The 19,939-nt window shown below is 39.2% G+C and carries 21 protein-coding genes; 15 read left to right on the top strand and 6 right to left on the bottom strand.

Annotation, left to right across the window (positions count from 1 at the left end):
- Positions 1–173: 173 nt before the first annotated feature.
- Positions 174–701: a DinB family protein gene (locus tag AC1DG9_RS12585; protein WP_288883281.1), complete on the bottom strand. Its 528-nt coding sequence runs from the start codon at positions 699–701 to the stop codon at positions 174–176.
- Between the two features lie 274 nt (positions 702–975).
- Here AC1DG9_RS12585 and AC1DG9_RS12590 point away from each other — a divergent pair, with 274 nt between their 5' ends.
- From AC1DG9_RS12590 to AC1DG9_RS12600, 3 genes are read left to right on the top strand one after another with little or no spacing between them, the layout of a single operon-like run.
- A complete protein-coding gene (locus tag AC1DG9_RS12590; RefSeq protein WP_288883279.1) occupies positions 976–1,374 on the top strand; it encodes a BlaI/MecI/CopY family transcriptional regulator in 399 nt (132 codons plus the stop codon).
- 19 nt (positions 1,375–1,393) lie between these two features.
- Positions 1,394–2,878 (top strand): M56 family metallopeptidase, encoded by a 1,485-nt coding sequence (locus tag AC1DG9_RS12595; RefSeq protein ID WP_337718201.1) that lies wholly within the window; start codon positions 1,394–1,396, stop codon positions 2,876–2,878.
- 45 nt (positions 2,879–2,923) lie between these two features.
- The gene (locus AC1DG9_RS12600) at positions 2,924–5,509 is read left to right on the top strand and encodes an outer membrane beta-barrel protein (protein WP_477634704.1); all 2,586 of its coding nucleotides are present in this window, start codon (positions 2,924–2,926) and stop codon (positions 5,507–5,509) included.
- Between the two features lies 1 nt (position 5,510).
- Here the strand turns inward: AC1DG9_RS12600 and AC1DG9_RS12605 are convergent, their stop codons facing one another.
- On the bottom strand, positions 5,511–6,131 hold the full coding sequence (locus AC1DG9_RS12605) for an NUDIX hydrolase N-terminal domain-containing protein (RefSeq protein ID WP_477634705.1): 621 nt from the start codon (positions 6,129–6,131) through the stop codon (positions 5,511–5,513).
- Between the two features lie 4 nt (positions 6,132–6,135).
- Positions 6,136–6,885, bottom strand: a complete 750-nt coding sequence (locus AC1DG9_RS12610; RefSeq protein WP_337718197.1) for a DeoR/GlpR family DNA-binding transcription regulator — start codon at positions 6,883–6,885, stop codon at positions 6,136–6,138.
- A gap of 101 nt (positions 6,886–6,986) precedes the next feature.
- On the opposite strand from AC1DG9_RS12610, the gene AC1DG9_RS12615 reads away from it, so the two are divergent.
- Positions 6,987–7,625, top strand: a complete 639-nt coding sequence (locus AC1DG9_RS12615; RefSeq protein WP_172660253.1) for an HAD family hydrolase — start codon at positions 6,987–6,989, stop codon at positions 7,623–7,625.
- A 144-nt stretch (positions 7,626–7,769) separates the two neighbouring features.
- Here the strand turns inward: AC1DG9_RS12615 and AC1DG9_RS12620 are convergent, their stop codons facing one another.
- Positions 7,770–8,219: an SRPBCC family protein gene (locus AC1DG9_RS12620; RefSeq protein WP_337718196.1), complete on the bottom strand. Its 450-nt coding sequence runs from the start codon at positions 8,217–8,219 to the stop codon at positions 7,770–7,772.
- A 238-nt stretch (positions 8,220–8,457) separates the two neighbouring features.
- Between AC1DG9_RS12620 and AC1DG9_RS12625 the strand changes: the two genes are divergently transcribed.
- The 4 genes from AC1DG9_RS12625 to AC1DG9_RS12640 all read left to right on the top strand — a co-directional run bounded on the left by AC1DG9_RS12625 (position 8,458) and on the right by AC1DG9_RS12640 (position 11,497).
- Complete coding sequence (locus AC1DG9_RS12625; protein WP_172660251.1) at positions 8,458–9,312, top strand: SDR family NAD(P)-dependent oxidoreductase; 855 nt, start codon at positions 8,458–8,460, stop codon at positions 9,310–9,312.
- An 82-nt stretch (positions 9,313–9,394) separates the two neighbouring features.
- Positions 9,395–10,318, top strand: a complete 924-nt coding sequence (locus AC1DG9_RS12630) for a helix-turn-helix domain-containing protein (RefSeq protein WP_337718195.1) — start codon at positions 9,395–9,397, stop codon at positions 10,316–10,318.
- Complete coding sequence (locus AC1DG9_RS12635; RefSeq protein WP_337718193.1) at positions 10,315–11,103, top strand: SDR family oxidoreductase; 789 nt, start codon at positions 10,315–10,317, stop codon at positions 11,101–11,103. The genes AC1DG9_RS12630 and AC1DG9_RS12635 overlap by 4 nt, the downstream gene beginning before the upstream one ends.
- A gap of 43 nt (positions 11,104–11,146) precedes the next feature.
- Positions 11,147–11,497, top strand: a complete 351-nt coding sequence (locus AC1DG9_RS12640) for a DUF2200 domain-containing protein (protein WP_337718191.1) — start codon at positions 11,147–11,149, stop codon at positions 11,495–11,497.
- 24 nt (positions 11,498–11,521) lie between these two features.
- Here AC1DG9_RS12640 and AC1DG9_RS12645 read toward each other — a convergent pair whose 3' ends face one another.
- Positions 11,522–12,565, bottom strand: a complete 1,044-nt coding sequence (locus tag AC1DG9_RS12645) for a serine hydrolase domain-containing protein (protein ID WP_337718190.1) — start codon at positions 12,563–12,565, stop codon at positions 11,522–11,524.
- A 212-nt stretch (positions 12,566–12,777) separates the two neighbouring features.
- Here AC1DG9_RS12645 and AC1DG9_RS12650 point away from each other — a divergent pair, with 212 nt between their 5' ends.
- From AC1DG9_RS12650 to AC1DG9_RS12680, 7 genes are all read left to right on the top strand, one after another.
- On the top strand, positions 12,778–13,125 hold the full coding sequence (locus AC1DG9_RS12650) for a winged helix-turn-helix domain-containing protein (protein ID WP_337718188.1): 348 nt from the start codon (positions 12,778–12,780) through the stop codon (positions 13,123–13,125).
- A 161-nt stretch (positions 13,126–13,286) separates the two neighbouring features.
- Positions 13,287–14,357 carry a cytochrome-c peroxidase gene (locus tag AC1DG9_RS12655; protein ID WP_337718185.1) on the top strand — a complete coding sequence of 357 codons (1,071 nt, stop codon included), beginning with the start codon at positions 13,287–13,289 and terminating at the stop codon, positions 14,355–14,357.
- Between the two features lie 25 nt (positions 14,358–14,382).
- Positions 14,383–16,371, top strand: coding sequence for a TonB-dependent receptor plug domain-containing protein (locus AC1DG9_RS12660; protein WP_337718183.1), 1,989 nt, complete (start codon positions 14,383–14,385; stop codon positions 16,369–16,371).
- Position 16,372: 1 nt separating this feature from the next.
- Positions 16,373–16,882 (top strand): molybdopterin-binding protein, encoded by a 510-nt coding sequence (locus AC1DG9_RS12665; RefSeq protein WP_337718181.1) that lies wholly within the window; start codon positions 16,373–16,375, stop codon positions 16,880–16,882.
- 4 nt (positions 16,883–16,886) lie between these two features.
- Positions 16,887–17,633 carry a molybdate ABC transporter substrate-binding protein gene (gene modA / locus AC1DG9_RS12670; RefSeq protein WP_337718180.1) on the top strand — a complete coding sequence of 249 codons (747 nt, stop codon included), beginning with the start codon at positions 16,887–16,889 and terminating at the stop codon, positions 17,631–17,633.
- Positions 17,634–17,644: 11 nt separating this feature from the next.
- Complete coding sequence (gene modB, locus AC1DG9_RS12675) at positions 17,645–18,316, top strand: molybdate ABC transporter permease subunit (protein ID WP_337718178.1); 672 nt, start codon at positions 17,645–17,647, stop codon at positions 18,314–18,316.
- Complete coding sequence (locus tag AC1DG9_RS12680) at positions 18,313–18,930, top strand: ABC transporter ATP-binding protein (RefSeq protein ID WP_337718176.1); 618 nt, start codon at positions 18,313–18,315, stop codon at positions 18,928–18,930. Before modB ends, AC1DG9_RS12680 begins: the two co-directional genes overlap by 4 nt.
- Before the next feature lie 170 nt (positions 18,931–19,100).
- Here the strand turns inward: AC1DG9_RS12680 and AC1DG9_RS12685 are convergent, their stop codons facing one another.
- Positions 19,101–19,736 carry an IS110 family transposase gene (locus tag AC1DG9_RS12685; RefSeq protein WP_477634706.1) on the bottom strand — a complete coding sequence of 212 codons (636 nt, stop codon included), beginning with the start codon at positions 19,734–19,736 and terminating at the stop codon, positions 19,101–19,103.
- Between the last annotated feature and the right edge of the window lie 203 nt (positions 19,737–19,939).

The raw sequence follows: 19,939 nt of genomic DNA on the forward strand, positions 1-19,939 counted from the left end.
CGCTTACTCTTGATCATGCAGATGATGATCTTGTTAAGGGCAGCTTATTGGTATGGGATGCAAAAGGTGTTCTGGTAAAGGAAACTAAATAAATGACCTGATTTTTAAGATTCTGTTAAGGGAGTAATTTAAATTGTCCCTTTAACAGAATCTAGAGGTTCCAGAAAACGTACCTAAAAAAGTTTTTCTTGCGGTGGTTTAACGCCTGCCAATCGAAGATATACAGTTGTTTGTCCTCTGTGATGTGCCTGATGCTCAAAAACTTTAGCCAGAGCCAATCTTTTGGTCATATCAAATTTTCCAAATAATTTGATGGGTGCATCGAGTTGCGCATCGGTCATCTTTTTTATGTTATCGATCACAAAATCATAGCTGGCCAGTACCAAATTGCTCACATTGGTTTTGGATTTATCACTGGTTTTTTCCAGCTCCCCCTGCCCAACCGGGCTCTTAGTACCTGTAACAGCCGAAACAAAACCATAATTGGCATCACCCAGGTGTAACACCTGTTCGGCAAAAGATCGCATTTCTGGAGTGGGCTTTAAAGCATAGCCACTTTCTGGCATTGCATCCAGATATTCCTTAGTATAAGCTTTTGACCTTTCCCATTCCTTTATCAGATCGGTTACTGTTACTTGCGCCTTTGCCATTTGGCTGCCTATGATTAAAAATAGTACCACGGCTAAACTTTTAAGTTTCATGTTTTTTAGATTTTAGGGTGAGTATTTAGACTTTTCCTTCTTATAAATTTACTGTTTTTCAAACAATTAAGCTAAGTTAAGTTCTTGTCCTTGATAGTGAAATCGGATGGTTTCATAGTTATCTAATTAATCTTTAATGATTAATCAAATTTACATGCAATGATGCTGCCTGGCATAGGTCAAAATAGACATTTTAGCGGGCTGATTTGGACGAGCAGAAAATAAAAATATAACTACCTATTGTTTCGTACGAAAAAATTCCTACATTAGATTTATGAAAGCAAATAACGAAACTGAAAACAACAAAATTGAACCTACTAAATCGGAACTTGAGATACTCCAGGTAGTATGGGAATATGGTCCGTCGTCAGTTAGATTTGTAAATGATAAACTAAATGAACGCAGGGAAATCAACTATACTTCTACTTTGAAGCTGATGCAAATCATGGCCGAAAAGAAAATCCTGAAAAGAGATGAAAGCGCGGTAAAACACATTTACCATGTTACAGAAAACGAAGAGAAAACAAAGCGTCACCTCTTGAAGAAATTTGTAGACGCAATGTATAATGGTTCTGCGAGTAAGCTGGTAGTACAACTACTAGGAAACGGAAGCACATCAAAAGAGGATGTGAAAGAGATTAGAGACCTGCTAAACAAAATTAATGAGGAATAACTAATTAATCATTTTCAATATGAAACATCAGCTGATACAAGCAATTTGCGATACTTTACTACAATCTCTGTGGTTAGGTTTGGTACTTTCTGTGGTTACTGGTTTAACTATCATTTTTACCCGTAAGTCGAGCGCCAGGTTAAGGTATAGATTACTGGCTGGATATCTTTTAATGTTTACTTTGGCCACAGGCTTGACCCTATTTTTCCATTTGACTGGTACCGAGGACATTAAGGACGTATATAATCAGACAATTGGCTCAAGTGAGAACAACATTCTTTTTTCCGGTTATCAATATTTGAATTCAAAATCGGAGATCATTGTGCTTATCTGGTTTTTAATGATTTGCATCAAATTTACCAGGCTTGGTGTAGGATTTTATAATCTGTATCGTTTGAAGCGCGAACAGCTGATACCAATAGGGAAATACTGGGAAGATAAGGTCAGCTATTTGTGTGAGGTGTTGCAGATTAAAAATAAAATAACTGTAGCTGAGTCTGGGATTGCAAAAATACCAATGGTTCTTGGTCATTTAAAACCGCTGATTTTACTTCCGGTTGGCTTGCTGACTAATTTATCCGTTGCCGAGGTGGAGGTAATTTTACTTCATGAGTTAAGTCATATTCGCCGTAGGGATTACCTGGTCAATGTATTGCAAAACTTTCTGGAGCTTATATTTTTCTTTAATCCGGCAGTTTTATGGATATCAACGCTGATTAAAGAAGAAAGGGAAAACTGCTGTGATGATATGGTAATAGCCACTAAACAGAATAAAACAGTTTATATAAATGCTTTGCTTTCTTGCCAGCAATACCAGGCAAATCAGCGATTTGCAATGATGCTTTCTGCAAACAGAAACAGTTTAGTTGGACGTGTGAGACGGATGGTTTCAAATGATAACCATACTTTGAGTGGCATAGAAAAAAGCTTACTGACTGTTTGTTTGATAACTGCTGTTGTGTTGACTGCAGCATTTTCGTCTGTAGGTTCACAAAGCGTAAGCAACACTCCTGATCACTTGCTTACTCTTGTGGCTAAAAATACAATTAAGCCACAGACCGACACATTAAAGCTTCGAAAAAAACTGACCACCAGGCCGCCAAAGAAGAGGGTTAAACTTAAAAGAAGTAATTCTTCGAAGCTGCCTGGAGCAAATGTTGTTCAGTCTGAAATGATTAAGATAAAATCTGATGAAGCGAAAGCGAGGTTTGAAGAAGACAGGAAGAGGTCTGAGGTGAATAAGAGAAGATCTGATGAAGCAAAAATAAGATCCGATGAAACAAGAGCGAGAGCTGATGAAGCAAGGGCGAGAGCTGATGAAGCGAAGATAAGATTGGACCAATCCAAAATAAGAATAGATGCAGCTAAAACAAGAGCCGAGGAGGTCAGGATTAGAGCTGAGGAGGTTGCGGAACGATCGTCTAAGTTACGTGTGAAAATAGAATCTTCCGGGCCTAAAGGAAGTCCTGGTCCAACTGGCCCAATTGGAGATTCGCCGAGATAAAACTTACAGATTTTAACGACCTACAAACTGTCTGACGACAAAGGTGTGTTCAAGATTTCAAACCTGGAAGCTGGAACAAAGTATCGCCTGGTGGTAAATGCCTGGCAATATTTGGTTTTACGTAAAGAGGTTACGCTAACTACAGCAGGCACTAACTTAGATCTGGGGAATCTGCTAATGTCTGTGAAAACAAATGCTTTAAATGAGGTGGTTATCTATTCAGAACGCCCCCCTATCATTGTTCGAAAAGACACGATTGAGTTTAATGCCGGATCGTTTAAAACCCTTCCCACTGCTGTAGTAGATGATTTGCTGAAAAAACTTCCTGGTGTAACGGTTGCTGCAAATGGCAGTATACAGGTAAATGGTAAAGATGTTAGTAAGATATTGGTTGACGGAAAAGAGTTTTTTGGAGGGGACCAACAGATTGCGACCAAGAATCTCCCCGCAAATATCATAGACAAAGTTCAGGTTACTGACGATCAGGAGGCCAAAAGACAGGATCCGGATCTACTGGCCGGAAATGTGCCACAGGTAATCAATTTAAAGCTGAAGAAAGCCATCAAACAGGGCGCTTTTGGTAAACTTTATGCAGGTGGTGGTCTAAAAGAGTTATATGAAACTGGTGGCATTTTAAATTTTTTCAGAGATACGACACAACTAAGTCTGCTGGCTTATGGTAACAATGTGAACAAACCAGGTTTTAATGTTGGAGAGATTTCACGTATTGGTGGGTTTTCCAGAAGCGGCATTAGTTCTATGTATACCAATAGTGATGGAACTGCTTTTGTAAATGACATTTCATTTGGTGGCTCTTCTGCAGGAGTGCAGCGTTCAACCGGGGCTGGTGCAAATTTTAATACACTTACCAAAGGTGGGATAATAGTGAACGGTAAGTATTTCTTTGGGTCGATTGATAACTCCCTTGAACAGATCATTGATGCTAATCAAAATCTGGGTAATGAAAAGCTACACACCACAACCAATTCCAATCAGCGCAACAAGAATTATAACCACAACATTGGCGCCAAGGCTGAATGGCAAATTGATACGCTGACCAAGCTAATACTGGAGCCTTCTGTTGTTCTTCGCACTGTTCGCAACAATGGCTTTCAACAAACTGAGACCAGGGATGCTAGTAGCATTTTACTGAACAATGGGATAAATGATAGTAGATTGCGGGGAACAAATACAGAGTATTATTTTAACGGCAGTTTCTGGAAAGACTTTAAGAAACCTGGAAGAACTTTCTATGCTGCCATAGGCATCAGTGAAAGAGATAATCTCAATGATAATTTTAATATAGCGAAGAATGATTTCTATAATCCGCCTTCAAATAGTGTAACAGATCAGCTAAGAGATAACAACATCCGTAATTTTGGACTGAGCTTAAATGCCAACTATGCCGAACCGATTAGCAAAGCGTTTGCACTAAGTTTTGCTGTTGGCGGCAATTATCTTGACAATGAAAATGCCCTATTTACTTTTTATAAAAACCCACTAAATCAGGCGTATGATATTGCGGTTCCTACACTATCAGAAACAGTTACTCAAAATGGATATAAAAGCAATTCACGTGCAAGTTTGAGATGGAAGATTACAAAGGACTTTAACATCCAGCCAGGTTTTGTACTTAATACCATTGACCTGCAAAACAATTTCAATAGCGCAGCCTCATTTGAACAGCATTACCGCTTCGTTGCCCCTTCGCTGACGGTGAGATACAAGACCTTTAGTCTGGATTACTCCCCATCTTTCAGAGAACCAGATGTAAAATACATTCAGCCTGTAGCCAACAACTCTAATCCTTTGTTCATACAAGAAGGTAATCCTAACCTGAGACCTGCAAGAGCTCATCAAATTGGAACAAGGGTATCTAAATATGACACAAAACATTTGCTCAATTATTTCTATAATGGCTTCCTGACATTTCAGAAAGATGCAATTGTGATGTCCAGGGTAGTACGCGACAACGGTGTTCAGGTAAACACTCCTGTTAATGAAGACGGCATATGGCAGTTTAATGGCGGTGGGTCCGTAAGCAAGGAGATTAAAAATGGCAAGAACCAGTTTACATTTGGAGGTGGTTTTTGGCTAACCTATAATCACGATGTAGTACTGGTTAATTCAGTAAAAAGTTTCGCCAATAATATAGCTTTAACCCCAAGACTCAACACTCGACTTAATTTAAATGATAAGTTTGAGTTTGCCGAGACCTATAACCTGGGTATTAATAAAAGTTCTTATGACGATCCTTTTTATAGTGATCTGGATTTTCTGGTACATACAAGTGAAACTGAACTGGTTCTTCGTTTTCCAAAAAAAATGGTTTGGGAAACAACCTATAAGCTACAGTACAATACCCAAACCATAGCAGGGTTTAACAATAACATTCAAATTTGGAATGCCGGCCTTACTTTCTTATTCCTAAAGAACGACAAAGCTCAGTTGAAGTTTGCGGTGAATGATATTCTAAATACTAATACAAGGAGGTCTATTAACATCAGCGAGAACTATATCCGGGATATCAGCACGAATAATTTAGGCCGTCATGGCTTGCTAACTTTGACTTACAACATTCAGAATTTTGGCGGCAAGGTTGGTGGCAGAGATACCTTTTTTAGATTCTAATTTAATCAATCAATGCTTGCTTTTCAGGATCATTTAAATACTCAAACATTAAGTCAATTTGCCCGGCCAGCACCCTGTCTTCCGAAAGCTCCGGTAAATCATCTTGTTTGAAAAAGCCCATATCTAAAATATCAAATGCCTGGTTGTATTCTCCGCTTGTAATTTCACACTGAATAAAGATCTTGTATACGTAATCTAATTGAGGAGGATGTGGATGGCAGCGTTTATCCAACACAGCTAATAGCTTTATCGGTTTAACATTAAAGCCCGTTTCTTCTAAAGCTTCTTTTACAGCGGCTTCCGTTGGAGACTGTCCGATATCTGCCCATCCGCCTGGCAGAGACCATTTGCCATCTGCTTTCTCTTTGACCAGCAAAATCTCATTTTTGTGGTCAAAAATAACTGCCCGTATATCTACTTTGGGGGTGRTATATTCCTTTGCTGCGCTAAAATAGCCAGCTAACTGATCTGATGGTAATCCGGTTGCCATGTTCATCATTTCTAAACTGATCTGCTCCAATTCCCGATACCGATCTGTATCATATTCATTGTTGGCATAAGTTAAACCCAAATGGGCAATAGACCTGAGGCGCTTGGCATAATTTAAAATCGTTGACGACATAATATTAAAGGAGTTTTATCCCGGCTTTCCGGTAAGGTTGTAATAATAAATCTTCGGGATCCAGATTGGTGATCATCAGGTCGATAACATCTGTTTTACATATTTCAATGGTCGATACTGCATTCAGCTTTTCTGTGGTAGGTACAACGATCAACTGGTCGCTCATTTCGCTAATCCGTGTTTTAACGTCCGCTTCTTCCAGTACAGGGTCCGTTACACCCTGATCGATATGCAGACTATGTACACCGAGTACGCTGATATCTGCGTGAAGGGTATTGTACTTTTTAAGCACATCGAAACCGGTAGAAACTTTCGACTTTTTGGAAGCTTTCCCTCCTGCAAAAATGAGTTCAATATTGGGAAAATCAAAGGTTAAATTGGCAATAGGATAGCTATGGGTAATGAGGGTTAATTCAATGTTCCGTGGCAAATAGCTGGCAATTAGAAAAGGTGTTGTACCACCATCGAAAACAACAACTTGCCCATCTTTAAACAGACGTGCTGCTTTTTGGGCTACAACCCGCTTTTCCCCATTTGCATACAGTTCTCTTTCCTGGTAAGTAACTGGTAATATGGCTCTTGGCTGTGCCCCACCTTTTACCCTGGTTATTAAGCCGGCATCGGCCATCTCGCGAATATCACGCCTTATAGTATCTTCTGAAGTTTGCAGTTTTGCTGCCAGTTCCTGATAGCTCACCTGATCGTTCAGACGCAACTGATCTAAGATATGTTGTTGGCGTTTTGATTTTGTCATTGCAAATTATTTGCATCTAAAGTACAAATAAATACAATATATTTGCATAATATTTACAAAAAATAGCGTATATTTGCATATTTAATACTAATTCAAAGACAATGACAAATTTCAAAGTAATCATTTTTGACCTGGACGGAACCATTGCAGATACCTTACCATTATGTATTGCTGCTTTTAAAAAGAGCATAGAGCCATTGTTAGGTAAGCGGATTAGCGACGAAGAAATTGTGGCAACCTTTGGCCCATCTGAAGAAGGCACCATAAGAAAACTGATTCCACTCCACGAGGATGCCGGTGTAAAATCTTACCTGACGTATTACGAACAACTACATTATACCTGCCCAGCCCCTTTTCAGGGGATTAAAGAGTTACTCGAAAGCTTGCAAAATAAAGGCGTACAACTGGCCATGGTTACTGGAAAGGGTAAGTACAGCACAAAAATTTCGCTTGAACAATTTGGCCTGTCAGAATACTTTGATGTGTTAGAAACCGGTTCGCCAGATGGCCCTAATAAAGTGAACGGTATCAGATCTGTGTTAAAGCGTTTTAAGGCCGAGGCCGAAGAATGTCTGTATGTTGGTGATGCACCAAGCGATATAGTTTACTGTAAGGAAATTGGCATCCCCATTGCAGCAGCAGCTTGGGCAAGTACTGCCGATATTACTGCCTTGCAAGCACTAAACCCCGAATGGTTATTTAAATCAGTAGAGGGATTTCAAAGTTGGGTTTTAGATTAAACTCATCATCATGCTGAGGGTCCAGCCTTAGAAAAACGTTCCTTTTGTGACCGATCGTTTCTGATCAACTGCTTTTCCCGTCAGCCATATTTGACGATTACCAATTTTCACTAAAATTGATTCAGTGGTTTGAACCGGAGCTAATCAAGCATCCGGTATTTCAGGTTCTACCAACTTAATCAATTTTTCAATCGATTCCTGCCAACCCAGATAACACATTTCGGCTGGTATTACTGCAGGAATCCCTTCTTGCAATACTTTTAGCTCCGTACCTACCGATGTTTTTTGAAACCAAACAGAAGTGGTCATTACTCCTGGCAGGTTTGGATCGTCAAATTTATCTGTGTATTTCAAAAACTCACTTGGTTTAACCTCTACGTATTCTCCACCAAATGAATGGCCATTACCAGTTGTGAAATTTTGAAACGACATTCTAAATGTACCACCTACCTTAACATCCATACTGTGTACAGTACAAAGGAAACCATAAGGTGGTAACCACGAAGCGATAGCCAAGGCTTCGGTGAAGGCACGATATACCTTATCAGGCGATGCCTTAATAACTCTGTGCAATGAAACTTTGTTGTCTGACATAAGAGTAGTTTTTAGTATTGATTTATGTTTATGTTAATTTTCTTTAACAAAGATGCACGTAAAAATAGGTATTGATCAGGGGCATATACGACAATTTCACGACCAATTTGCGACATATTAAGCATTATCGCCTTAGGTCTGACATCCTCATTTTGGCTACAAAAACCCTCAATTAGCCTACGAGGAGGCAATGCTATCTGTTGACCTTTGTTGTATCATTTATTTAAAATATAAAATCATGACACATCAAAAAGATCATTCAAATGCAAACAAAGTTTGGTTCATCACGGGCACTTCCAGAGGTTTTGGGCGCGTTTGGGCTGATGCAGCGCTAAAACGTGGCGACAAGGTTGCAGCTACTGCACGCAATTTGGAAAGTATTGCAGACCTGAAGGAAAGGTATGGTGAAAATGTGCTGACTTTAGAACTTGACGTAACAAATTCCGAGCAGGTAAGGGCTACAGTGGAACAAGCTTATAAGCATTTCGGCCGACTCGACATTGTGTTGAACAATGCCGGCTATTCATTGGTAGGAACTATTGAAGAAGCCAGCACATACGATATTCGCGCACTTTATGAAACCAATGTTCTTGGCCCTGTTGCCGTTATACAAGCCGCTTTACCATTACTTCGGAAACAAGGATTTGGTCACATATTGGGAACATCTAGTAATCTGGGCCATGTTACCCTACCGGTTATCGGTTACTATAGTTCATCAAAATGGGCATTTGAAGCCATACATGAAAGCCTTGCCGAAGAAATTAAAGCCTTTGGCATCAAGGTAACTATTATAGAGCCAGGCGCTTATGCTACTGAATTTGGTAGTAAGGATTCATTGAAGTTTGCACAAGGAATGGAAATTTACACAGAATTTAAAGCAACATTTTTTGAAAGCCTAAGCACCATGGAAAGAGGCGATCCGAATGCGACTCCAGATGCGCTATTCAAAGTTGTAGATGCAGAAAATCCGCCACTACGGCTCTTCCTCGGTAGCCAATGCCTGCCATTGGTGCGTGATATTTACAATGAGCGTTTAGCTGTCTGGGAAGAATGGGAAGAAGTCTCTAGTTCCGCACAGGGATCCTCAAAATAATGCAATCTAAAATAAGATAACTTGTTAAAGCAGGAATGATAATCGATATTTAGCCAACCATTGGTTATCATTTCAATTGGCGATGAAAAAGAAAGAAAACATTCCACAGAAAATTGCTTCCTTAATAGATGCCCATCATGCTTTTGGGTTACCTAAGCCGAAACATCCGTTAGTGAGTCTGCTCAATGGTCCTCACTCACAGATGGAAGTGGTTAGACCTCTTCAAAATCATGTAATCGGTTTCTATAAAATATCATACAAACCCAGGCTTGGCGGGAGGTTAAAATATGGACAGGGTTATTATGATTTTGATGAGGGTGGTTTATTGTTCATTTCGCCCGGCCAGGTTATTGGCAGCGAAGATGATGACGATATTGTATGTTCTGCATATACTTTGCTCATCCATCCGGATTTCTTTTTAGGTTATCCACTATCTAAAAACGTAAAGCAGTATGGCTTTTTTTCTTATTCAACGAACGAAACCTTACATCTTTCAGAAGAGGAAAAAGCAACGGTCATAGAGGTTTTCAAAATGATTGAAAATGAGCTGAACAGCCGGATCGACGACTTTAGCCAGGATGTGGTGATTTCTCAGATTGATTTATTGCTAAACTATGCCAATCGTTTTTATAAACGCCAGTTCATTACCAGAAAAGCAGTAAACAGTGACTTGTTACAACAATTGGAAAGGATATTAGACACTTATTTCACAGATGAAAGATCTTTAAGCGAGGGTATTCCTACTGTTCAATATCTTGCCGAAACACTAAATCTATCACCCAGTTATTTAAGTGACATGCTGCGCTCCCTAACCGGACAAAATGCACAGCAGCACATCCATCAAAAGCTTATAGAAAAGGCGAAGGAAAAACTATCTACCACTAACTTATCCGTAAGTGAAGTTGCTTATGCGTTAGGTTTTGAACATCCACAATCGTTCAGTAAGTTGTTTAAAACAAAAACCAACTTATCGCCATTAGAATTTAGAAAGTCATTTATATTATGAACATTCAGCTAACATCAAAAAATGCGCTGGTTGGCGCAAGTACTCAGGGATTAGGACTTGCTATAGCAGAGGAACTGGCTAAATGCGGGGCCAATGTAACCTTAATGGCCCGTAATGAGGCCAAACTAAAAGAAATCACTTCCCTTCTGCCCGTGGTGCACGAAAATCAGGTTCATCAGTATCTTGTTGCCGACTTTTCAGATTTTGAAAAATATCAAATAATCATTTCTGATTTTTTCAAGAACCATACCGTCGATATTTTGGTGAACAACACCAACGGTCCGAAAGCGGGAACCGCATTAAACCAAGACGTCAAGTCCTATCAGCAGGCCTTTGACCTTGTATTCAAAACAGTTTGCGAAACAACATCACTGGCGCTACCCCACATGATTAAACAAAAACATGGTCGCATTATAAATGTGTCTTCCATTTCTGTAATAGAACCAATAGATAATCTGGTGCTTTCGAATGCTATTCGATCTGCAACTGCAGCCTGGGCCAAAACACTATCTAATGAAGTAGCAAAACACCATATTACCGTCAATAATATTCTAACAGGCTATTTCGATACCGAAAGGATAAATGACCTTATTGATAAACAAGCAATCTCAAGTGGTCAAACGGTTTCTGAAATCAGGAAAGGAAGAGAAAACGAAGTTCCGATGAAAAGGCTTGGTAAATCTGAGGAATATGGTTATTTAGTGGCTTTTTTGGCATCAGAATATGCTTCATATCTCACGGGAGCAAGCATCCCACTTGATGGTGGCCTTGCTAAGTCATACTAACAACCCTAATAAAAAACAACTTTGAGAATTAATAACAGATAAAATGGACAATACAAGAGTATATAAAATGTCTTTTGCGAGCGTTTATCCGCATTACATTCAAAAAGCGGAGAAAAAAGGACGCACAAAAGAAGAATTAGATGAGATCATATTTTGGCTGACAGGATATGACAAACAATCCCTGCAACAACTCATCGACAACAAAACCAATTTTGAAACTTTTTTTGCTCAGGCACCGCAAATAAATCCAAATGTTTCAAAAATTACGGGTGTAATTTGCGGTTATCGTGTGGAAGAAATCGAAGACCAACTCATGCAAAAGATACGTTATTTGGATAAGTTAGTTGACGAATTGGCAAAAGGAAAGGATATGGAAAAAATTTTAAGGAAATAAACAGATTCAGACTTTGTTTCACCATCATTTACCACTCACTAAAAACTCATTTAATCTTTTAGTTAATTCATTTTGTTTGATGCAATTCATGAAATAAACAACTCCGATTTTCGAATCCTTGTAAAACTCAAATATTGATGTAAAACGATCATCATTATTCCCGGGATGAAAATATTTCACACCATATGGCGTTTGCTCTGCAAATATCCCAAGGCAAGCCGATATTTTTGTCTTCATTTCCGCCGTATCGAGCTCCAATTGTGGAGCAGACATTGATTGGAAAGTACTGTTAGCGGTGTCGCTTTCTTTCATTAATTGAATCACAAACTTAGCATAGTCTTTAGCATCGGTGTATAAACTATAAGATACATAAGGTTGTAGATACAAATCGTTTTTACCCCAGGTTTTATTGTCTTTTAAACCATCTGTCAAATGTTTTTTAACATATTCAGTATAGGTCAAATAGGAATTTTTAATCGACAACGGATTAAATACATATTCCTTAATAAGCTCATCTGTATTCTTCCCCGTTAAATGCTTTACTACCTGTCCGAGATATTCAAAAGCTTCACCCGAATAGCCAAATTTGCTACCAGGAGTAAAGTTAATAGTTAATTTATTGTTTTCCCGCCAATTAGGAAACCCCGTAGAATGGTCTAAAACCATCCTCGCTGTTATGAGCTTATAACGTTCATCGGAACTGATATCATCATAAGGATAATATTTATACAACGGCGTATCTAAACTCAATACACGTTCTTTAACAAGTTTAAGAACGGCATATGCAAATACAGTTTTGGTCATTGACGCTGCTTCGAAAATCGTATTGTTATCCACACGTCCATGTTCAGCATTTCTAACCCCCGTTGCCTTATAATACACTATTTTATTGTTTTTTATGAATGCGATGGACAGTGCAGGTATTTTAAGCGAATCCATTTGTTGCTGGATAAATTTATCGATTGCCGTACTTGATAAATTTTCCCCCTTCAAGGTTTTTATCTGAGCATTTAAACTCTGAGTAACACAAATACTTACAAGCAGTAACAAGATTTTCAAGCTTTTCATATCTTAATTGAATTGGGGTTTTAATATAAGATGATAAATCACTTACGAAGGTTACAAGATTATTATATTAAATTTATATTCGTTTTAAATACCACACCATGGCACCCGCCATATAGCAACATCATTGCATCAATATATAGCTTTCCGATTCTATAATTGCGGAATAGGCACTATGACTGTACTTTTTGTTATATTTAAAGTTCAAGATTAATATGAACGGGCAAACGAATTTTAAGTTAAACGGCCGGATTTGGATCGAAACTCCAACAGGAAAAGTATTAGGCCACGGCAGAGTAGAGCTATTAGAACGCATTCATGCCAGTGGCTCACTTCGACAGGCTGCCCTACAAATGAAAATGTCGTACAAACAGGCCTGGGATTTAGTGCAGCATATAAATGGACACTTTGATGATGCTCTTGTGGTCCTATCGAGGGGCGGTACAGGTGGCGGAAAGGCAATTGTTACTGAAAAAGGGCTTGATATGATTGCAGAATTTAAAAAACTACAGGAAAAATTCACCGAATTTCTTAAACAGGAAGAGAATTCTATAAAAATATAGCTATTACCAGTATCGGACACTACAATATATGATAAAAATCATATAAAACACAAATAGTTATTGATTTGCCATTGACAAATGCGGCATTCATCCTATATTTACCGTTATACTTTAAAAAATATAACGATAAATATAGAACTTTCAGACGCATATCAATAAACATGAATGATTTTTACAAACTTTTAGCTTGCGTTATTGGATCATTCTTTTTGTTGCTCCGAATTTTTGCACCTAACCCCTCCCCTTATCAGTTCACTTATCCAGCTAATTTCGGTAATCGCATTACCATTCCCTCAGATAATCTAACTACCAAAGAAGGTGTGGGCTTAGGGCGTAGGCTATTTTATGAAACGAGACTCTCGGCAAACAATAAATTATCTTGCGGCAGCTGCCATGAACAATCTAAAGCTTTTACCGATGGAAAATCTTTCAGTGTAGGCGTAGACGGAGCTTTAACCAGCCGAAATTCTATGGCTTTGGTTAACCTACTTTGGGCACGCAAGTTTTTTTGGGACGGGCGTTCGGTTGGATTGGAAGAGCAAGCTGTATTTCCGTTAACAAATCCACATGAAATGGGTCAGGCATTAGATGTGTCTGCTCATAAATTAAGAAATACGGATGTGTATCCATCTTTGTTTAAAAGTGCATTTGGTGATACAGCTATCACTCCTTCAAGAATCACAAAAGCCATTTCGCAATTTGAAAGAACCCTTATATCTGCAAATTCATTGTATGACAAGTATCTGAAAAAGGAATACCAGCCCTCTCCCATTGAACTGGAGGGAATGAATTTGTTTATGACCGCACCCCAACCTGACCGAAAAATACGAGGTGCAGATTGTGCCCATTGCCATGGAGGGGTAAAAACCTATATGGAATTGTTCCATAACAATGGATTAGATAACGTCTCTAAAGATAATGGCATACAAGCCATTACCGGGTTGGACTCTGATCATGGCCGATTTAAAATCCCAACCTTAAGGAATATAGCGCTGACCGCCCCTTACATGCACGACGGTCGTTTTATTTCATTGGAGCAGGTGCTTGATCATTACAGCGAACATTTGGAAACCAAACACCTCAGTCCCTTCTTAAAAGGTGTATCAAATAGAAAAAACGGTACAGGTCTTCAACTTACTATACAGGAAAAGAAGGCTGTTATTGCCTTTTTAAATATGCTTACCGACTCATCATTTGTAAACAACCCCGAATTTTCAAATCCGAATTTATAAACCAACCAATTAACCATCAAACTAAATGCCTAAAACCTACTTATCCTTACTCTTTTTAGCACTCTCCTTGAGTGCCGCAGCCCAATCAGACATCAAACCAACCGACACATTGCCCATCACTAAAAGGGTATTCAAATTGGGGGAAGTGCAGATCAAGGGAAAAACCGAAAATGAAACCAATACGGTAAACAGTGAAAAAATTGAAGCGAATAACAAACTTGATGTTTCAGGTGCTTTGAACCTATTGCCAGGAGTTCATTTAACCAAGGTTGGGGCCAGAAATGAATCTGTTGTGCTGGTTCGCGGTTTTGATTTGAGGCAGGTTCCTGTTTTTATTGATGGAATTCCTGTATATGTGCCTTATGACGGATATGTAGATCTGGGCCGCTTTACTACTTTTGATGTTTCACAAATCAGTGTCTCCAAAGGTTTTTCATCAGTTACCTATGGCGCAAACACACTTGGTGGTGCGATCAATATTGTATCGAGGAAACCGGTAAATAAACTTGAAATTGATGCGCGTTCAGGATTTATGAGTGGAGATGGGCATCGTTTGAACCTGAATGCAGGATCAAATTTTGGTAAGTTCTATTTTCAGGGAAGCATCTCACAGTTAAAGCAACAGGGTTTTCCAGTTTCTAAGGACTTCGTTGCCAAACCAAATGAAGACGGCGGTAAAAGAGAAAATGCATATCGTGAAGATGTAAAATATTCATTTAAGGTGGGGTTTACGCCAAAAGCAGGTGATGAGTATGCATTCAACTATGTGAAACAAGATGGCCAGAAGGGCAATCCCCCTTACGTGGGTGATGATGCTAAAATTACTCCACGTTTCTGGCAATGGCCTTACTGGGATAAAGAAAGCTACTACTTTTTATCAACCACAGGCATTACTAAAAACAGCGCCATAAAAACACGTTTGTATTATGATAAATTTGGCAACCTGTTGAGTGCTTTTGACGATAATACCTACACTACTCAAAAGAAAGGCTCTTCTTTTCAGAGTATTTACAAGGATGATACCTACGGCGGGTCATTAGAATATAATAATCAATTAAGTACTACACATTTTTTAAGTGCGTCGGCTCAATTCAAAAATGATCGTCATAAGGAATACAATATAGGCGAACCTATTCGTACTACCAGAGACTATACGGCTTCTGTAGGATTGGAAGACTCCTATCAGGTAAACGAACAGTTAGTATTGCTGCCGGGTATAGGGGTTAATCTGCGCAGCAGCCTTGAGGCTCAGAATTACAATTCAGCCACTAAGGAAATCACTAACCATCCTAAAAATGACAATTATGCTTTTAATGCCCAGCTCGGTGCAGTTTACCAGTTAAACGAACAGCATAAATTGAATGCATCTGTTGCACGAAAAACGCGTTTCGCAACCATAAAAGACCGTTATTCGTACCGTATGGGAACTGCCCTCCCTAACCCGGATCTGAAATCGGAAGCAGCTTTGCATTACGAAACCGGTTATTCCGGAACCTTTATTAATAGAATTCAGGTTGGCGCGAGCCTCTTCTATAGCCGTATTACTGATGCCATTATGCAGGTAAGTAATGTGCAACCCAATGTATCTCAACTCCAGAATACAGGTAAAGCAGAATTTTACGGTTCAGAGTTCTCGGCTAACTACATGATCCTTAATGGGTGGAATGCCGGAGCGCAATACAGCTATTTGCACCGTGCAAATCTGAGCAATAAAGGACTCAAATTTACAGATGCTCCAGATCACAAAGTTCTGGTATCTTCAGGTTACCAGTTCAAAAATATAGCTTCGGTACTGGCCAGCATGGAATACAATTCTTCGCGCTATAGCACTAGCTATGGTACTAAAGCAAGTGAATTTGCAGTTGCAAACTTTAGCGCGCAAGTTAAAGGATACCGCTGGATTTCTATTGAGGCAGGCGTGAACAACGCTTTCGATAAAAACTATGCAATTAGCGAAGGCTTTCCGGAAGCAGGCAGAAATTACTTTGTAAATTTAGTATTCAATAATCTTTAATATGAAATCCTATAAAATAATACTCCTTGCTTCCCTATTTATTGCCTCGCTGGCGTCAAACAAATTGTTTGCTCAAACTGATGCAAAACAGTTATCGGCAGTTATCGAAGGTGAGGTGAAAACCAAACTGGTATTAACTCCTGCTGACGTAGATAAATTACCTAAAACCACTATTACCCAGAAAGACCGGACAGAAAAAGAACATACCTATACCGGCGCTGAACTTGGCCTTGTGCTTAAAAATGCGGGAGTGACCTTAGCCGAAGAATTAAAAGGCGAAAATCTGACCAAATATCTGCTGGTAGAAGCCAGCGATGGTTACCAGGTCCTWTTCTCATTGCCTGAAGTTGATCCTGCATTTTCTTCGCGTAAAATTATTCTGGCCAACAGAAAGGACGGCGCCTTATTATCAGCAGATGAGGGCCCGTTCCACATCATCATTGAGGGTGAAAAAAGGAAACCGAGAAACGCGAGACAGGTTATTTCAATAAAGGTTAAATTTGCCAATTAACAGGATGAAAAAGCTATTTCTATTTCTGCTTTTAGTGTTGTCGTTGACAACACATGCGCAACCTTTAAGAGTTGCTGTAGCTGCCAACGCACAATTTGTAATAAAAGCCTTGCAGGCAGATTTTAAAAAGAAAACCGGAATTGAAATAGAGGTTATTGCAGGTTCTTCGGGAAAGCTAACTGCTCAAATAAAGAACGGCGCACCTTATGATGTTTTTCTTTCTGCTGATATGGATTTTCCAAATGCTCTTTATAAGGAAGGTTTCGGAACTAACCCACCGAAAGTGTATGCCTTAGGCAGTTTAATTGTATGTAGCACTTCAGATCTGGAATTGAAAAACTGGCGGAGCCTGTTAACTACCAACAAAGTAAACAAGGTAGCTGTAGCTAATCCTGTACTAGCACCTTATGGAAAGGCAGCAGAACAGGCCTTGCGTCATTACAGGTTATGGAACAAGATCAAAGATAAAATGGTACTGGGAGAAAGTATCTCGCAGGTGAACACCTATATTTCTGCAGGAGTGGCTAGTGTTGGTTTTACAACAGAAGCATTGATATACGAAAGGCCCGATGCTGCAAAACTCAAATGGGTGAAGGTTGATCCTAGAGTTTATGATGAAATAAAACAAGGAATGCTTATTCTTACTCATGCCAAAAAGGGGAATTACGATAAAGCTTCAAAGTTTTTCAGTTACCTTCAATCGCCCGCAGCTAAACAGCTTTTTAAGAAGAATGGGTATAGAATTCCGTAAGTTTAAAAAGAATGGATTTAACACCTATATTCCTTAGCCTAAAACTTGCCTGTGTGACAACGTTAATCCTTTTTGTGATTGGCTTGCCCATAGCTTATTGGCTATCTGGCCGTAGTTCCATCCCTAAGCTAATCATTGAGGCAATAATTACCATGCCATTGGTGTTGCCTCCTTCAGTGCTGGGATTTTATCTGTTACTGGCTTTTAGCCCTAAAAATGCTTTGGGAGAATGGCTGCAGGAACATTTTAATATACACCTGGTATTTTCATTTGAGGGCTTAATCTTAGCGTCGGTTATTTATAGCTTACCCTTTATGGTGAGTCCGGTAAAATCGGCTTTTATACATTTGCCTACCTCGATTAGAGAAGCATCCTATACCATGGGTAAGTCAAAGTTTGAAACCCTTTGGCATGTATTATTACCCAATATCAAATCCTCTTTGCTAACTGCGGCTGTGCTTACTTTTGCTCATACCTTAGGAGAATTTGGTGTTGTTTTGATGATTGGCGGAAATATTCCAGGTGTAACCAAAGTTGCCTCGATCGCCATTTATGATTCGGTAGAAAGTATGGATTATGCCAATGCAAATTACTACTCCCTGATTCTGTTTTCAATCACTTTTGTAATAGTCCTGACTGTTTTTATTTTGAATAGAAAATCTGCAAAAAGCCCGCTTGAATGATAGAAATTAATATAAAAAAAAGAGTTAGAACCTACAATGGAACTAATCTGATTCAGGTAAAGGCTTCATTTCATCATCGGCACATTACCCAGATTATTGGTCCTTCTGGATCGGGTAAAACAACGCTCTTAAAAATTATTGCCGGTTTGATTAAACCGGAAGAAGGAAAGATAACGGCGAACGAGAATGTGTGGCTTGATACCAAAGCCAACAGGAATCTGGAACCTCAGAAACGTAGTGTAGGCTTTGTATTTCAGGATTATGCCTTGTTTCCAAATATGACTGTTATAGAACACCTTCAGTATGGTTCAAACGATGCTCAATATATTGACAGGTTAATAGCGATAGGCAGGCTTGACGCTTTTAGAACACATAAACCCAAGCATCTGTCAGGTGGCCAGCAGCAACGCCTGGCTATTTTAAGGGCTTTATCTACAAAACCTAGTCTATTACTAATGGATGAGCCTTTTTCGGCTTTAGATAATGTGCTCAAAAAGGATGTAATGACCGACCTGAAAACTTTATTTGATGAGTTAAAAATCACCTGTTTGGTTGTAACTCATCATCCGCTGGAAACGGAAGGGTTTGCAGAATATTCCTTTGAGCTTGTTTAACTTGCAGCCTGGCATTAGATCTCTCACTTCGTCATCTCGATTTCTATGACAAAACCAAATCATTTTTATAAATGGTTTGGTTTTTTATGACGGCAAAGATTCTGTGGATTATTTTGTTTCTAACAGCATTCAGGACACTCATTTTGTTTTTACCATCTTGAACCTTCTGTTTATAATACCACCTTTCCTACGCCCGGTACAGATCGTATAAGTTCGGTTTTTTCCTTAAGGGTGCCATCAGCCATGATATTTTTCTCGATATCTGCTTCGATCTTTTTTATCTGAACATCAATCGCTTCGATCAGTTTTTTGTTCAGCCTGAGCAGCTCTTTGTCCATGCCCAGGCTTTTCATCAACTTGTAGTCATGCTGCTGTCTGGCAAGCTGGCCCTTCATTCTTATCCTTGATGCCCGCTCGGCCAGCAGGACCTTAAGCTTTTTGATGGGCATTGACGATGGTTTCCATGGTCTACTTTCCTGCTGGTTCCTTTCTATGAAACTGCAGATCCTGAGCGAATCAACCTTGTCGTTCTTTCCTCTTGTAAGCCCCAAACTCTTCTTCAGGTGCATCGGAGAAAGAACATAGACGCTAAGATTCATGCAGGCCAAAACCTCAAGAAGGTTCCAGTTATAGCGACCTGTGTTCTCCATTGCGACCACCGTTTCTACAGATGCATACTTTTTGAATAATGATCTGATTGCCTTAATCTCGTTCTGAATGTTAAAATACTGAACTTTGCCATCAATCTTTACACAGATGTCCAATGTTTTGCTGCTAATGTCGATTCCAATAAAAATCTTTTTCATAAATTCGTTTTAAGAAAGTGAAATGAGAATTCATCAGTTCTGCTCAACTCCTTGATAGTGGGTCACTAGCCCTAATTTCTATTTGAGTTCCTGATGAAAGGGATGCAGAAGTCTAAATCGAGATATGAGTCTAAACTCTGAGGAACGAATAGTTTACTTCTGCTTCCTTCTCATTCTAAATTATCAAAAACAAATCTAAAGGA

The organism is Pedobacter sp. 05L430, from assembly GCF_056397585.1.

Bases quoted from the DNA above. Each gene is read 5' to 3' on its own strand.
- AC1DG9_RS12585 (WP_288883281.1), bottom strand. From the start codon at position 701: ATGAAACTTAAAAGTTTAGCCGTGGTACTATTTTTAATCATAGGCAGC.
- AC1DG9_RS12590 (WP_288883279.1), top strand. From the start codon at position 976: ATGAAAGCAAATAACGAAACTGAAAACAACAAAATTGAACCTACTAAA.
- AC1DG9_RS12595 (WP_337718201.1), top strand. From the start codon at position 1,394: ATGAAACATCAGCTGATACAAGCAATTTGCGATACTTTACTACAATCT.
- AC1DG9_RS12610 (WP_337718197.1), bottom strand. From the start codon at position 6,885: ATGACAAAATCAAAACGCCAACAACATATCTTAGATCAGTTGCGTCTG.
- AC1DG9_RS12615 (WP_172660253.1), top strand. From the start codon at position 6,987: ATGACAAATTTCAAAGTAATCATTTTTGACCTGGACGGAACCATTGCA.
- AC1DG9_RS12620 (WP_337718196.1), bottom strand. From the start codon at position 8,219: ATGTCAGACAACAAAGTTTCATTGCACAGAGTTATTAAGGCATCGCCT.
- AC1DG9_RS12625 (WP_172660251.1), top strand. From the start codon at position 8,458: ATGACACATCAAAAAGATCATTCAAATGCAAACAAAGTTTGGTTCATC.
- AC1DG9_RS12630 (WP_337718195.1), top strand. From the start codon at position 9,395: ATGAAAAAGAAAGAAAACATTCCACAGAAAATTGCTTCCTTAATAGAT.
- AC1DG9_RS12635 (WP_337718193.1), top strand. From the start codon at position 10,315: ATGAACATTCAGCTAACATCAAAAAATGCGCTGGTTGGCGCAAGTACT.
- AC1DG9_RS12640 (WP_337718191.1), top strand. From the start codon at position 11,147: ATGGACAATACAAGAGTATATAAAATGTCTTTTGCGAGCGTTTATCCG.
- AC1DG9_RS12645 (WP_337718190.1), bottom strand. From the start codon at position 12,565: ATGAAAAGCTTGAAAATCTTGTTACTGCTTGTAAGTATTTGTGTTACT.
- AC1DG9_RS12650 (WP_337718188.1), top strand. From the start codon at position 12,778: ATGAACGGGCAAACGAATTTTAAGTTAAACGGCCGGATTTGGATCGAA.
- AC1DG9_RS12655 (WP_337718185.1), top strand. From the start codon at position 13,287: ATGAATGATTTTTACAAACTTTTAGCTTGCGTTATTGGATCATTCTTT.
- AC1DG9_RS12660 (WP_337718183.1), top strand. From the start codon at position 14,383: ATGCCTAAAACCTACTTATCCTTACTCTTTTTAGCACTCTCCTTGAGT.
- modA (WP_337718180.1), top strand. From the start codon at position 16,887: ATGAAAAAGCTATTTCTATTTCTGCTTTTAGTGTTGTCGTTGACAACA.
- modB (WP_337718178.1), top strand. From the start codon at position 17,645: ATGGATTTAACACCTATATTCCTTAGCCTAAAACTTGCCTGTGTGACA.
- AC1DG9_RS12680 (WP_337718176.1), top strand. From the start codon at position 18,313: ATGATAGAAATTAATATAAAAAAAAGAGTTAGAACCTACAATGGAACT.
- AC1DG9_RS12685 (WP_477634706.1), bottom strand. From the start codon at position 19,736: ATGAAAAAGATTTTTATTGGAATCGACATTAGCAGCAAAACATTGGAC.